This is a genomic window from Gemmata obscuriglobus (assembly GCF_008065095.1).
Taxonomy (GTDB): Bacteria; Planctomycetota; Planctomycetia; order Gemmatales; family Gemmataceae; genus Gemmata; species Gemmata obscuriglobus.
Window position 1 is genome coordinate 5,218,747 of record NZ_CP042911.1, and the last position, 13,848, is coordinate 5,232,594.

Here is a 13,848-nt window from a genome sequence, read left to right on the forward strand (position 1 = left end):
GGAGCTACGGGTCAATGCTCCGCCGGACCGGGGGTAAAGGTTTTGAGTAGCTTCGCCCGCTCCTTGATCGGACCGCCGGTGCTCTTCACCAACCCGACCACGGGGGCGTACCAGTTGGTTTCGGTCCACTCGAGCGTGTCGCCGGTGTACGCACGGGTCTCGACCTTCACGCAGTCGAAGGTACCCGCCGGAACCTTGATCCGTTCCTCCACGACCACTCGCGTGACGGTCCGGTCGAACGCCAAGGCGGTGTGCTTTCTCTCCCAGACGTCCCCGACGCGCGGTGGAAACTTCAGCAGTAGAAATCCGGGAGCATCTCCAGCCATCTCCCACAAGCACCCGTCGCGGACGATGAGCCTCGTAGCGTTGATGGTAGACGTCTCCATCCCTTCGATCACACACTCAAAGGTACTGCGAATGTGGATCATCGGGTCTCCCCTCCTTAGCCCGACTTCGGCGATAGTGTCTGTCGTCAGGCCGTTTCTCCGCCCCGCCGTCTCGTACACCCACTCCGTTCCGACTAGGGTCGGGAACTGCCAATTTGGCTTCCGCGCCTCCTTTGGCACTGGAGCCGCGGCAACAACGCTCGCGAGGATTAATAGCGCGATCGCCAAGAGTTGCCTCATCGCCACTCCTCAACGGGAGACACACTTGCACATGAAGTTCTGGGGGAGGCCGACAATCCACCGGTGCCCTTTGTGTGCCGAACGGCGGAGTTCAGCTGCGAGCGGACCCGGTATGCGGTCCGTCCCTGTAGCGACCTTGGGCTCGCTGCTGCAACTTAGGGTTCGGGTGCGTGGCGGGGCGGATGAAGCCCCGCTCGCAGTTGAGCTCCGCCGTTCGGCCGCGTGCCCCCGGACGCCCCGTAGCTGAACCCACCCAGACCGCCTTCGCCGCAGGGGTCGGCGCGGGCGGTGCCACCTACTCGGATCGGGGAGGGGCCACCCGCCGGTCGCGCCGACCCTCTGCGGGTCACGCCACGCGGCCGAACGAACAGCTCACCTGCACCGCCATCACCCGATAAGCGATGCGTCCCGGAACAGATGGCGGTGTCAGGTGCAGCGCCGGGTTCGGCTTCTGCGCCCACCGTCGCGGTTCCGCGGAGCCCGCGCTCGTACCGCGGATCCGCGGAGCCACCACCGACCCGCACCACCGTGCCGCGGTACACCGGAGGCCACCCCCCACCTCACCTCGCGGCGACGAGCCGCGCCCGCCCTAACGCGCACCACGCGGAGCACCACCGACCCGACCCGCCGTGTCCCGAGGCACCGCCAGCCGCGCCCAACCGCACCTCGCGGCGACGAGCCGCGCCCACCCCGACCGGCACCACGCGGAGCCCGACGCGCCGGCGTCACCTTCGCGGATCACACGCCCACCGCCGCCGCACGCGCGATCGAGCGCCTCGGGGTTGCCGAACAAACAGCTCACCTGCACCGCCATCACCGGATGAGCGATGCGCCTCAAATCAGATGGCGGTGTCAGGTGCAGCGCCGGGTTCGGCCTTGAGCCTAGTCCTTGCCAAGCACCAAGTCCACCACTCGAAAGCCCCGGACGTGCGGACCGGAGCTGCGGCAGTGACCGAGCAACTGCTCGTCCTCGCACCCGACGTCTTGGAGCGCGTCGGCCAGGACCGGCATCGCGGAGAACTCCCGCGACACATCCATCTGACGGGCCAGCGCCAGAGCCGTGCCCGATCACCATCGCTCGGAGAAACTCACCGCCACCTTCTCAAGGAAGACTTCGATAGGACTTACGTAGTTGACTTTTGGGTAAGTAGGTATGTAGGTGCGGCGAGGTAGGTTCGCACCGCTTCGCGCACGATGGCCGTCTTGGCCGCGAACCAACTGACGCCGGACTTGAGCCGGTGCCACTCGAGCCGCAGGAACGCGCGGATCGCGAGCCCGATGTGGACCGCTTGGGCCCGGCTCATGCGCACCTGGCACCGGTCCACGTGGCAATGCTGCTTGAGGCCCCGGTGATACTCCTCGATGCCCCACGCGTGCCCGGCCAGAACCGCACGAGTGGCCTCGTCCATGTCGAGGTCGTTGGTGATCCAATGCTCCGTGCCCCCATCACCGGTGGCGATCCGGAACGCCTTCACCAATCCGAACCCCTCCAGGTGCACCACCGTACCGGCGGCCCCGATCGGGCACCCCTCGATGGCCCGATTGCCCGTGCGATCCGGGTTCACCCGCCGGTTGCTCCGCACCCGGGTCAGGAAGTGCCACCCCAGGGCCCGCACCGCCTTCAGGTTGTCCTTGCCCGAGTACCAGGTGTCGAACAGTACCACCCGGGGCGACAGGTCCCGTCCCTTGGCGACCGCCAGCATGGCTCGGAAGTGGTCGTTCTTGGTCTCGGCTCGGGCCGGGTCGGCGAGCCGGTAATCACACGGTACCAGGGCGGCCCCGTCGGTCCACAGCAGGGTCACCAGCCCGATCCCGCTCACCACCCGGCGGTGCCGCCCGGACCAGCACCGGCGCACCAGCCCCATGTGCCGGGCGAACGGCTTGTCCAGCACCGAGTCGTCGAGCACCACGGCACCGCCCGGGCGGACCGACGACCGGGCTTCGTCCCACAACGCCGCTGGGTCCGGTTCCAGCCGGTGCAGCAGTCGGGTGAACGCATCATGCGCGGGCGCCGTCGGATGGTCCGGTTGGGCTCGCGCGGCTTCCGCGGCCGACGCCACCTTGGGGGTGGCGATCAGGAATTGGATGTAGTCCTCGGCGCTCGCACGTGGTGCGTTCATGGCCCGATCATAGACCAACAACACACCATGCGCAAATCCTGCGCCAGCGCAACTGCGTAAGTCCTATTCGATCTCCGTGTCGCTGTTGTTGCCCACGAACTCCCCGAACACCCCGCCCAGGAACGACCAGCCCCCACGGTCCATCAGCACTGCGAGTTTGTCGAACGGGATGCGGACCAGCCACTCCGGTTGCTGCCCCTGGGCTACGAAGTACTCACGGGCGACAGTCACCAAGTCGTCGATGCTCCGAACTCCGGGGTCGCAAGAGTCGGCGAGGTCGCCTTCGGGTAACTCCTGCTCCTGCCACCCCCACACACCGGAGTCGGAGGCGAATGCGTCGTGGAGGCCGTCAACCTCGTCGGACCACACTTCCGGCACGTCATGTTCGCGGTAGCTGAAGACGAACTTGGCTCGCCGGCCCGCAGTGCGGTTCTTACCGTCTCCCATCCGCTGCGTCCCCTCCGGTGGCCGAACGAACAGCTCACCTGCACCGCCATCACCGGATGAGCGGTGCGTCCCAAGTCAGCGGGCGGTGTCAGGTGCAGCGCCGGGTTCGGCTCGCTCACGTCCGCGCCGCGCATCCGCGGAAGCCCGCCCACCGGTGCGGGCGGGCGGAGCACCACCGACCCGATGCGCCGTGTCGCGGCCCACCGGAGGCCACCCACTGCCACCCGCGGCGATGAGCCGCGCCCGGCACCCCCGGGCACCACGCGGAGCCACCACCGACCCGCACCGCCGTGTCCCCACGCGCCGCCAGCCACGACCAACCGCACCTCGCGGCGATGAGCCGCGCCCGTCGCACTCGGGCACCACGCGGAGCCCGACCCGCGGCGTTTACTCACGCGGACCACACGCCCACCACCGCCGCACGCGCGATCATGCACGCGGTGGTTGCCGAACAACAAGCTCACCTGCACCGCCAGGATGAAGTGCGCATGACAACGGTGGCCGATGGCGGTGTCAGGTGCAGCGCCGGGTTCGGCTCGCTCACGTCCGCGCCGCGCATCCGCGGATGCCCGCGCCACCGATGCGGCCACGCGGAGCACCGCCGACCCGGAGCACCGTGTCGCCGCACGTCGGAGGCCACCCACCACCCCCACTCGCGGCGACGAGCCGCGCCGACCACCGACCGGTGTTGGCGGAGCGCCACCGACCCGAACCGCCGTGTCCCCACCCGCCGCCCGCCACGCCCAACCGCACCTCGCGGCGACGAGCCGCGCCCGCGCCCACCGGCACTCTGCGGAGCCCGACGCGCGGGGTTCACCCACGCGGACCACACGCACACCGCCGCACGGGCGCTCCAGCACGCGAGGGTGGCCGAACGAACAGCTCACCTGCACCGCCATCACCGGATGAGCGGTGCGTCCCAAGCCCGATGGCGGTGTCAGGTGCAGCGCCGGGTTCGGCTCGCTCACGTCCGCGCCGCGCATCCGCGGAAGCCCGCCCACCGGTGCGGGCGGGCGGAGCACCACCGACCCGATGCGCCGTGTCGCGGCCCACCGGAGGCCACCCACTGCCACCCGCGGCGATGAGCCGCGCCCGGCACCCCCGGGCACCACGCGGAGCCACCACCGACCCGCACCGCCGTGTCCCCACGCGCCGCCAGCCACGACCAACCGCACCTCGCGGCGATGAGCCGCGCCCGTCGCACTCGGGCACCACGCGGAGCCCGACCCGCGGCGTTTACTCACGCGGACCACACGCCCACCACCGCCGCACGCGCGATCATGCACGCGGTGGTTGCCGAACGAACAGCTCACCTGCACCGCCATCACCGGATGAGCGGTGCGTCACAAGTCAGCGGGCGGTGTCAGGTGCAGCGCCGGGTTCGGCTCGCTCACATCCGCGCCGCGCATCCGCGGATGCCCGCCCACCGGTGCGACCGGGCGGAGCACCACCGAACCACGGCGCCGTGTCCCGACACATCGGGGGCCACCCACCACCGCCACACGCGGCGATGAGCCGCGCCCGCAACCGATCGGTCTCAGCGGAGCACCACCGACCCGCACCACCGTGTCCCCATCCGCACCCGGCCACAACCACCGCAAGCTCGCGGCGACGAGCCGCGCCAGCCCCAACCGGCACCACGCGAAGCCCGACGCGCGCGGTTCACCACCGCGGACCACACGCACACCGCCGCACGCGCGCCCTCATGCACGCGATGGTTGCCGAACATAAAGCTCACCTGCACCGCCATCACCGGATGAGCGGTGCGTTCCAAGTCAGCGGGCGGTGTCAGGTGCAGCGCCGGGTTCGGCGTACCGTGTCGATCGGGCGCCCAGCCAGAAGCAAGCGGCAGCCCCGACCACGGCGTCCGCCGTCACCCCACCCACCAGCAGCCAGGCGAGTGGTTTTACTTGCCCTCCCCGGAACACCACTAGGAGAAGGAAGCAGAGCACGCCTGTGGCGACCAGACCGCTGAACAGGTAGCCGAACAGATTGGCCGGCGCCCTGTCGGGTCGCCTCCACCGGTACAGCGACCAGACCAACCCGGCCGTTGCTCCGATCACCGCCCCGCAGGGGGGGCCAAAGAGATAGAGAACAAGCCCGAGGGCATTGAAGCCCTCCCCGGGCTTGGGAGGGAACATCCGGGGCTGGATCAATTCGACGAAGGCAACTGCACCGAGAAAAACGAGCACCGCACCAGCAACAGCCGCAGCCAGGGTCCAGCCGATGACACGAAGCACCGCGTTCACCTTGGGTTGTCGGCCCGTACTAGAGCGGAGTGCTTTTGCACGAGAGCCTCTGTGGCCGAACAAAGAGCTCACCTGCACCGCCACCATCGGATGAGCGGTGCGTCCCAAGTCAGCCGGCGGTGTCAGGTGCAGCGCCGGGTTCGGCTCTGTCCTCAGCGCGGTCGGCGCATGACGACGAGAGTGCGTCCTCCGCTCGCGGTGTCCAAGCTCACGACCAGTTGAGCGTAGGCCGGGGCGCCCTGCAGCCGTACTTCTTCGATCACTGTGCCGTCGTCGTCCTGTGCCCGACAGATCATCGACCCACCTGGCCCGAGACATGAACCGCCGGCAAGGGATTTGCGGTATGGTCCCGGCAATCGGGGCGGGGCCACGACCTCCCACCCATCGTATCCGGCCACGACGGCTTCCAGGGAGACGAACGGTCGCTCCTGTCGTGTGGCCGATTCCGCGTGCCGGCCCCAGGGTGACAGCCAATAACCGGCACACCCCGCACCGAGTAACACGACGACCACAAGCCACCGCACCCGCATCCGATCCCCCTTCCGGTGCCGAACGATGAAGCTCACCGGCCCGGCCGCGACACCCGTGTGCGGCAGAGACGCGCGGGGAGCAACGGGAAACAAACTACATGGCCGGGTCCGGTGCAGCGCCGGGTTCGGCGTGCCTTTGCTCCAGGCGGGCGGCTACATGACGTGGATGTCCTTGAGCCGCACCACCTGCCCGCCCTGCACGCGGACCAGCCAGAACGTCGCGGTCAGGTCGGAAGCCACCCCGTCGATGTTGAGGTCGTACCAAATCTCGCCCACCGCGTCGGACCCGTCGGCCGCTTCCCAGCGGTCCACCACCCTGCGCTGGGGAAGCCCACGCGACTCGCCCGCGACGGTAGCGCGTCCGCCAGAGCCCTCGATCGCCCACCGCACGCGGTTCGGTGCCCAGCGCCCCTCGTCAGGAGGGATCAACTCGTTCGCGGCCTCGTAGTCGCCTTGCTCCAGAAGTCCCACCCAGCGATCGACCAGCGCCACCAACTCAGCGTCGGTGGCGGCCTCTGGTAGTGGCGACATGGATCAGCGCCTCGGGTGCCGAATGTGGAGCTCACCTGCTCGCGCGCCCTGGAGGGGGCGATCCCCGAGTTCTGCATGCGCGAGTCTGGTGCAGCGGAGGGTTCGGCCCCGCGCCCCACCACGCCGAACATGGGCTGCCCGTGAAGGTGAGCTCCACATTCGGCCCCGCTCATGCAGCCCGGCAGATGAGCTACACCGATCCGCTCGCGCCTCGGGGGTGGGCGCGGGTCGGGCCAGCCACTTGGGATGGGGGGCTGGCTACCCTATCGACATCGCGCCCACCCCCGTGGGTCTCGGCGCGGGGCCGAACAGAAAGCTCACCTGCACCGCCAGGATGGAGTGAGCGACACAACGGCGGCTGATGGCGGTGTCAGGTGCAGCGCCGGGTTCGGCTCGCTCGCCTCCGCGGTTCCGGGCGACACGCCGAGCTTGGCGCATCCGCGGAACCCGCGGCACCGGTGCGGCCGAGCGGAGCCCCACCGACTCGAATCGCCGTGTCGCGGCCCACCGGTGGCCACCCATCACCGCACCTCGCGGCGACGAGCCGCGCCCGCCCTGACGCGCGCCACGCGGAGCACCACCGACCCGAACCGCCGTGTCCCCACCCGCACCCCGGCCACGCCCAACCACACCTCGCGGCGACGAGCCGCGCCCGCCCCGACCGGCACCACGCGGAGCCACCACCGACGCGTGGGCGTCACCTTCGCGGACCACACGCCCACCACCGCACGCGCGATCCAGAACGCGAAGGTGGCCGAACATAAAGCTCACCTGCACCGCCCCCTCCCAGGGAGCGATGCGTCACAAACTCGCGGGCGGTGTCAGGTGCAGCGCCGGGTTCGGCTCGCTCCGCACCGCGGTTCCTGGCCACGGGCCGAGCGTCGCGCATCCGCGGAGCCCGTGCCACCGGTGCGGGCGTGCGGAGCACCACCGACTCGACGCACCGTGTCGCGGCCCACCGGAGGCCACCCACCACCGCACCTCGCGGCGATGAGCCGCGCCAGGCACCCACGGGCACCACGCGGAGCACCACCGACTCGAACCGCCGTGTCCCCACGCGCCCCCGGCCACGCCCACCCGCACTTCGCGGCGACGAGCCGCGCCAACCACCGACCGGCACCACGCGGAGCCACCACCGTCTGATGCCCCGCGGACCACACGCCCACCGCCGCCCGCGCGCTCCAGAACGCCCGGGTGGCCGAACAATCAAGCTCACCTGCACCGCCATCACACGATGAGCGGTGCGCCCCGAATCAGCGGGCGGTGTCAGGTGCAGCGCCGGGTTCGGCGTCTGTGAGCCACCGCACTGCGAAGTGGTCGTAGTGCAGGGCCGCGAACCGCTCGCGGAGTTGGGCCGCGAGCCACCAGAACTTGGCCCGGCGGTCGGCGGTCAGACCCGGGTCGGACCACACAGATAGCCGGCGGGAGCACCCGGCGACCACCTCCGGCGGGGCCGGTAGGTCAGGGCCGGCGGCCAGTTCTGCGCTGTCGGCCAACACCTCCGCTCCCTCCTCCAACCACGCCACCACGGCCCAGGAGGTGAACCGCACCCGGAAACCGGTTGGGCTACGGGCTTCGGGTGCTAACTCGGCCTGGACCGACCGCCGACCGCACTGTCGGCCATCGAAGTACGCGACAGCCGCAGCCAGAGAGAAGTCACTCGACGCCGGCAAGTGCGCCAACATCTTCAGACGACCGTCGCTCATCCGCGGCCCTCTGGTGCCGAACATAAAGCTCACCTGCACCGCCATCATCGGATGAGCGGTGCGTCACAAACGAGCGGGCGGTGTCAGGTGCAGCGCCGGGTTCGGCTCGCATGACTCCGCGGTTCGGGGGCGCACGCCGAGCGTCGCGGCTCCGCGGAGCCCGGGCCACCGGTGCGGCCGAGCGGAGCACCACCGACCCGCATCACCGTGCTGCCGCACACCGGAGGACACGACCAACCGCACCTCGCGGCGATGAGCCGCGCCGGCCACCCACCGGCACCACGCGGAGCCCGACACCGGAGTTCGCCCACGCGGACCACACGCCTACCGCCGCACGCGCCCTCATGCACGCGAGGGTTGCCGAACATAAAGCTCACCTGCACCGCCCCCTCCCAGGGAGCGATGCGTCACAAACTCGCGGGCGGTGTCAGGTGCAGCGCCGGGTTCGGCTCGCTCCGCACCGCGGTTCCTGGCCACGGGCCGAGCGTCGCGCATCCGCGGAGCCCGTGCCACCGGTGCGGGCGTGCGGAGCACCACCGACTCGACGCACCGTGTCGCGGCCCACCGGAGGCCACCCACCACCGCACCTCGCGGCGATGAGCCGCGCCAGGCACCCACGGGCACCACGCGGAGCACCACCGACTCGAACCGCCGTGTCCCCACGCGCCCCCGGCCACGCCCACCCGCACTTCGCGGCGACGAGCCGCGCCAACCACCGACCGGCACCACGCGGAGCCACCACCGTCTGATGCCCCGCGGACCACACGCCCACCGCCGCCCGCGCGCTCCAGAACGCCCGGGTGGCCGAACAAATAGCTCACCTGCACCGCCATCACCGGATGAGCGATGCGTCACAACTCAGATGGCGGTGTCAGGTGCAGCGCCGGGTTCGGCTTCGTCGCTGGCAGTTGCGGTTCCGCGAAGCCCGCGCTCGTACCGCGCATCCGCGGAGCCACCACCGACACCCACCACCGTGTCGCGGCCCACCGAGGGCCACCCACCACCGCACCTCGCGGCGATGAGCCGCGCCGACCACCGGCGGGCGCCACGCGGAGCGCCACCGACCCGAACCGCCGTGTCCCCATGCGCACCCGGCCACGCCCAACCACACCTCGCGGCGGCGAGCCGCGCCAGACCCGATCGGCACCACGCGGAGCCCGACCCGCGGGCGTCACCCACGCGGACCACACGCCCACAACCGCCGCACGCGCGATCGAGCGCCTCGGGGTTGCCGAACCAGGAGCTGAGCTGCAAGCCGCCCCTCTCAGGGCGGTCTCCCCTTGCTCCCGCGACGGCTTGTCAGCTCCAGCGGGGGGTTCGGCCGACGGCCGCCTCCTTCCGCCAGAGGGTGAGTGAGCGTTGCAGCTCAGCTCCTGGTTCGGCCGCCGCCGGATCCGCTCAGCCCACCGGGGACATCGCACGGCGGGAGATCACCATGCGACCTCAGGCCGCTCGGATCGGCGGGCCCTCGCCGGTCGCCTTCACCAGGGGGGAGGTGGCGACAACCTTACGACCGCCCGCCGATCCGCGGCGCGTACAACCACCTCACGGCGGCGGCCGAACGAACAGCTCACCTGCACCGCCATCATCGGATGAGCGATGCGTCCCGGAACAGATGGCGGTGTCAGGTGCAGCGCCGGGTTCGGCCTCGGGTGCGACACGAGCCAGCCAAGGGCGGCTCGTCTGAGTCGGCAACGAGGCCGGGGGAAGGCGGCTCGCCCTCGGCCAACGCTACTATGCCCTCGGCCTCCTCCTGCTCGGCGTCACTCATGCCGTCGAGGATGCTCCGCACGTTGTCGCCGTACATCCTCGCGGCCAACAGCGGAGCCAACTCGCGAAAGTCCGGCCCGTCGGTGCCAAAGTTCAAGAAGTGCTCGAACAGCACCTCCGACCCACGCTTGTCCTCGACTTCCCGCTTGTGCGGGCCGATACCGATCCAGTTGACTTGCCCGTCGATGCCGTTGGACACGGCCTCCGAGCCGATGCCGCCGACGCCGACGACCGCATCGTACTCGCGGTCGCGGACGATGCCCATGCAGTCATGCACACCGAAGCAACCGCTCGCGTCGGGGTCGCCGTTGTGCGTTCGCTTGTAAACTAGCACTCGCATGACGGCTCCTCGACCTTCTGGTGCCGAACATAAAGCTCACCTGCACCGCCATCATCGGATCAGCGATGCGTTCCGAATCAGCCGGCGGTGTCAGGTGCAGCGCCGGGTTCGGCGTGCCTTATTGGGCGTCGCGGGCCTCCTGCCGCAGCTCCGCCAGATACACCTCGAAGCTGCCGTACCGCTCCTCGACCTCGTGGGCCTCGTGTTGGTAGAACCCGACACCCCACATGGCACCACCGCGGTCCACGAACCAGTAGTCCCCAGCCCCGTTGGTGCCGACGACGAGGTAGCTCGCTGGCCACGGCTCCTCGTCCTCACCAACGGTCATCCAGGCCGCCCGCTGCCGCGCCGCCAAATTCTCTCGGATGATGGCATCCGCGTCGGTCCACAGCACAGCGCGTTGCGGGAGGGTCGCCTTGATCCGGCGAACTTCGTCAGCGTGGCGGCGGAGGAAGTCGCGGTACTCGCCGGGCAGCGGATGGCCGAGCGCCGACTCGATCCGGGCAACCTCGGCTTCGCCCATCCGAGAGCCCTCCGGGTGCCGAACCAGTGTTTAGTGTGCGAGGCTTCGCGCAATAACACGGGATGATTTCACCCGGCGCACCACGCGCCGGGAACCGAACTACTTGCCGGAACTGTCGTTACCGTGTGAAGGGCGTCTTCACAATATGCGCAACAACACGGTAATGGGCCGTGCGAAACTTCGACTCACACCTTCACGGCTCGCACAATAACACGGTAACGGTCCGTGCGAACGTGAACGTTACTTCGGTGCTTCTCGCGGTGATCTTTGCTTTCTAGTTGCACGGGCCGGCGCATTCTCTCGCGCCGATCGGGCCGACACGATCAGAAGTGTACCCACGTCGTCGCCCGCGCTCAAGACCCTTATCCCGATTCGGTCCAGTGTCTGCGCGCCCGTTCGCCCATCTCGTTCCGCCGGCGCCGCACTCATTGCGCCGCTCGCGGAGCCATCCCACCTCCCGCACACTGAACATGATTCCTTGACATACCCACCCCGGCGGCACCAGCGGACGGGGCAACACAGCGTCTTCCGGGCTCCCAACCGATCACCAAGGCCGTACCCACTTAAAACGCCCGGCTGGAGGATCAGCCGGGCGCAGTTTCAGACCGAGCAGTCCACCGGATCAGCTCTTTTCATCGTCCTTGTCTTCCACTGACCGGATGAACTCCAGCGCGCCACGCCGCACGCCCCCGACGGCACGCCAGTAGCCCACTACCACGATTAGCCAGCCCATCAGGATCGCCGCCTGCTCGTAGAGCAGCCAATCGGCGTCCGGCTTCTTCGGGCGCCCGTGAATTACGTACTGCTCCCACCCGACGATTACGAGAACCGGAATGAGGGCGAAAAGGAACCCGAGCCACCCGACCTGCCGGGCCACCTTCGGCCGCTTGAGCGCGAGCCCGCTGGCGGTCAGCGCGGTGAGGAACCAGAACTCCGCCAGCGGGGCGGACACGAGCAGCGCCAGCCGCGCGTACTTCACCTCCTCCGGGAACGGCACCTTCTCGCACACGATCCAAACCGGCACGGACACGAAGGCGACCAGGGTCAGGAGACCGCTCAGCGCGAACATTCCGCCGGCGCCGCTGTTCCGCGGGGCGCCGCCGCTGAACAGCCGCCCGATCACCATCAGGAACCCGGCCAGCGCGCCGAGCAGCCCGTAGGTGGCGAGGTTGATTTCGTCGGACTTCGAGAGCGGGATCGAGTTCGGCCCGCCCGAGTTGATGTAGCCTTCGATCTGGACCCACCCCTCGCCCTTGGGCAGTTCGCCGACGGAGCGAGTGTAAACCGCTTTGCCGAACTCGACGAACCCGAGCAGCGCGACGAACAGCAGCGAGAACCGGACCCAGAAGAGCCCGCGGCGCACGGACGCCCACTTCTTCGCGAGCACCTGTTCGGGGTTCTTCTCCGCCGCCTTCTTCTTGGGCTCGGGCGCGGCCGGCTTGGGGCGCGGCTTGCTCCCGCGGTCACCTCGCTTGGGCGCGGGCGGCGGTGCGTCCGGGTCCGGTTCGAGTTCGGGCGGCGGGGCCGACGGGAACGGCCGCGACGCGGCGGTCGGCACCGGGCCGGTGGCGGCGGGTTGGTTCGGCAGCGCACCCCAATCGGCCGCGGCGGCCGGCGACTCGGGCAGTTTGGCCCGCACCGGCGCGACGGGCGGGCGCGACGGGGCCGGGCGCGGCTGCGACGGCGGCAGCAGGTCCGACTCGAACGCGGGCCGCGACGGGGCCGGGGGCGGCGGCGGCGGCTCGACCGGGACCGTCGGCGCGGCCCCGCCCTCTTCGGGCACCGGCACCGGCACCGCGGTCTGGCAGTACGGGCACTTCACCCGCTTACCCGCGGACTCGTCGCGGGCGCGGAACCGCTTCCCGCACGACGGGCACCCCAGTGTGATCGGCATAATTTCTCCAGCACCAAGGAACTCGCCGCGTCGCCAAATAAAGATCCCACCTACCGGTGGGGCGGCCGGCGCTATTGTGCGGATTCGGAACCGGAACGGTTACTCTCCGCGGCCGCGCGCCCGGCCGCAAAGAGCGAGTAGTGAATGAACGAGTACGCGGCATTAAACAGGTAGACGACCAAGAGGCCGCCCAAAAGGAGGCCCGCGCGCTGTGCGACCGGTATCGGGGCGGCAGGCGGTGCGGGCCGCGCCGCGGGGACCGGCGCCGGGCGCGGCAGAAACTCCGCAAACAGACCGGCATAGATGATCAGCGCCATGAGCACGACCCAGGCGGACACCATCAACTGGAGCGCCAGCGCGACCGCTCCCGCCCGCCGGCGGAGCCGGTCGGTCGGCAGCGCGCCGCCGACAACTCCCATCCCGGCGACTACACTCACTTCCGCCACGAAGCCGGCAACGGCAGCGAGCGCGTACAGCCGTCCGACCCACTCGGTCCCCACCGCCCGGTCGCCGCGGCTCACCAGCGCGAACGCCACGAAGAGCAGCGCGCAGAGGAGCGCCAGGAACCGCAAACCGCTCAAGCAGAACGCGCCCATCAGGACGCCCAAGCCGCTGGTCCCGGCCGGCAACTGCAGCATCATCAACCGCCCGGCGCAGACGCAGCCGGTGCCGACGAGGAGGAGGCCAAAGAACACGGGCGCAGAATAGTCGCTGTTGACCCGAGCAACCGGGATCACTCCGAGCCGCCCAAGCCCCACACCCGCCACGACCATAAACATTAGCGTGACGGCAAGGAACTCCGTCACGATGCCCCACTCGACCCACCGACACCCGCGGGCGAACGACCGCCACGGCCCCGCCGAGCCGTGCCCCGCGGTTCCGCGAGTGCGGCGGCCCGGCACCGGCGATTTGCGGGTCACCGGCGGCTCGCCCTCATCGGGAATCGGAAGCAGTTCGACCTCTGGGCCCGGCACGGTCGAGAGCGCCTTGCAGTGGGGGCACCGGACCAATTGTCCGGCCCGGTGCTCCGGTGCCTCAAGCGGTTCGTCGCAGTGCGAGCAGGTGAGCGAAATCGGCATCCACTGTTTCCAAAGGGAAACGACCGGCCAACC

12 protein-coding genes are annotated in these 13,848 nt (G+C 69.8%); all 12 read right to left on the reverse strand.

Going from position 1 to position 13,848, the window contains the following annotated elements; all coding sequences use genetic code 11:
* Positions 1–11 precede the first annotated feature (11 nt).
* The 12 genes from GobsT_RS21830 to GobsT_RS21915 all read right to left on the reverse strand — a co-directional run bounded on the left by GobsT_RS21830 (position 12) and on the right by GobsT_RS21915 (position 13,815).
* Entirely contained in the window at positions 12–626 is a 615-nt protein-coding gene (locus tag GobsT_RS21830; RefSeq protein WP_010049974.1) for a TapB family protein, read from the reverse strand.
* Between the two features lie 882 nt (positions 627–1,508).
* Positions 1,509–1,637 (reverse strand): hypothetical protein, encoded by a 129-nt coding sequence (locus tag GobsT_RS40565; protein ID WP_261340078.1) that lies wholly within the window; start codon positions 1,635–1,637, stop codon positions 1,509–1,511.
* A 113-nt stretch (positions 1,638–1,750) separates the two neighbouring features.
* A complete protein-coding gene (locus tag GobsT_RS21840; protein ID WP_010033997.1) occupies positions 1,751–2,746 on the reverse strand; it encodes an IS701 family transposase in 996 nt (331 codons plus the stop codon).
* 63 nt (positions 2,747–2,809) lie between these two features.
* The gene (locus GobsT_RS38030; RefSeq protein ID WP_010051517.1) at positions 2,810–3,193 is read right to left on the reverse strand and encodes a hypothetical protein; all 384 of its coding nucleotides are present in this window, start codon (positions 3,191–3,193) and stop codon (positions 2,810–2,812) included.
* 1,775 nt (positions 3,194–4,968) lie between these two features.
* On the reverse strand, positions 4,969–5,442 hold the full coding sequence (locus tag GobsT_RS38035; RefSeq protein WP_157507133.1) for a hypothetical protein: 474 nt from the start codon (positions 5,440–5,442) through the stop codon (positions 4,969–4,971).
* Positions 5,443–6,125: 683 nt separating this feature from the next.
* Complete coding sequence (locus GobsT_RS21865) at positions 6,126–6,503, reverse strand: hypothetical protein (RefSeq protein ID WP_010052548.1); 378 nt, start codon at positions 6,501–6,503, stop codon at positions 6,126–6,128.
* Between the two features lie 521 nt (positions 6,504–7,024).
* Positions 7,025–7,219 (reverse strand): hypothetical protein, encoded by a 195-nt coding sequence (locus GobsT_RS39840; protein ID WP_197905096.1) that lies wholly within the window; start codon positions 7,217–7,219, stop codon positions 7,025–7,027.
* A 537-nt stretch (positions 7,220–7,756) separates the two neighbouring features.
* A complete protein-coding gene (locus GobsT_RS21880) occupies positions 7,757–8,209 on the reverse strand; it encodes a hypothetical protein (RefSeq protein WP_109570925.1) in 453 nt (150 codons plus the stop codon).
* Between the two features lie 1,624 nt (positions 8,210–9,833).
* Positions 9,834–10,319 (reverse strand): hypothetical protein, encoded by a 486-nt coding sequence (locus GobsT_RS21900; protein WP_010047763.1) that lies wholly within the window; start codon positions 10,317–10,319, stop codon positions 9,834–9,836.
* A 118-nt stretch (positions 10,320–10,437) separates the two neighbouring features.
* Positions 10,438–10,842, reverse strand: coding sequence for an SMI1/KNR4 family protein (locus GobsT_RS21905; RefSeq protein ID WP_010036145.1), 405 nt, complete (start codon positions 10,840–10,842; stop codon positions 10,438–10,440).
* Positions 10,843–11,464: 622 nt separating this feature from the next.
* Entirely contained in the window at positions 11,465–12,736 is a 1,272-nt protein-coding gene (locus tag GobsT_RS21910) for a zinc ribbon domain-containing protein (RefSeq protein ID WP_010047764.1), read from the reverse strand.
* Positions 12,737–12,807: 71 nt separating this feature from the next.
* Positions 12,808–13,815 (reverse strand): hypothetical protein, encoded by a 1,008-nt coding sequence (locus GobsT_RS21915; protein WP_010047766.1) that lies wholly within the window; start codon positions 13,813–13,815, stop codon positions 12,808–12,810.
* Positions 13,816–13,848: the final 33 nt, after the last annotated feature.

Coding starts and splice junctions, on each gene's coding strand:
- GobsT_RS21840 (WP_010033997.1), bottom strand. CDS start 2,746: ATGAACGCACCACGTGCGAGCGCCGAGGACTACATCCAATTCCTGATC.
- GobsT_RS21900 (WP_010047763.1), bottom strand. CDS start 10,319: ATGCGAGTGCTAGTTTACAAGCGAACGCACAACGGCGACCCCGACGCG.
- GobsT_RS21865 (WP_010052548.1), bottom strand. CDS start 6,503: ATGTCGCCACTACCAGAGGCCGCCACCGACGCTGAGTTGGTGGCGCTG.
- GobsT_RS21880 (WP_109570925.1), bottom strand. CDS start 8,209: ATGAGCGACGGTCGTCTGAAGATGTTGGCGCACTTGCCGGCGTCGAGT.
- GobsT_RS21830 (WP_010049974.1), bottom strand. CDS start 626: ATGAGGCAACTCTTGGCGATCGCGCTATTAATCCTCGCGAGCGTTGTT.
- GobsT_RS21905 (WP_010036145.1), bottom strand. CDS start 10,842: ATGGGCGAAGCCGAGGTTGCCCGGATCGAGTCGGCGCTCGGCCATCCG.
- GobsT_RS21915 (WP_010047766.1), bottom strand. CDS start 13,815: ATGCCGATTTCGCTCACCTGCTCGCACTGCGACGAACCGCTTGAGGCA.
- GobsT_RS40565 (WP_261340078.1), bottom strand. CDS start 1,637: ATGCCGGTCCTGGCCGACGCGCTCCAAGACGTCGGGTGCGAGGACGAG.
- GobsT_RS21910 (WP_010047764.1), bottom strand. CDS start 12,736: ATGCCGATCACACTGGGGTGCCCGTCGTGCGGGAAGCGGTTCCGCGCC.
- GobsT_RS38030 (WP_010051517.1), bottom strand. CDS start 3,193: ATGGGAGACGGTAAGAACCGCACTGCGGGCCGGCGAGCCAAGTTCGTC.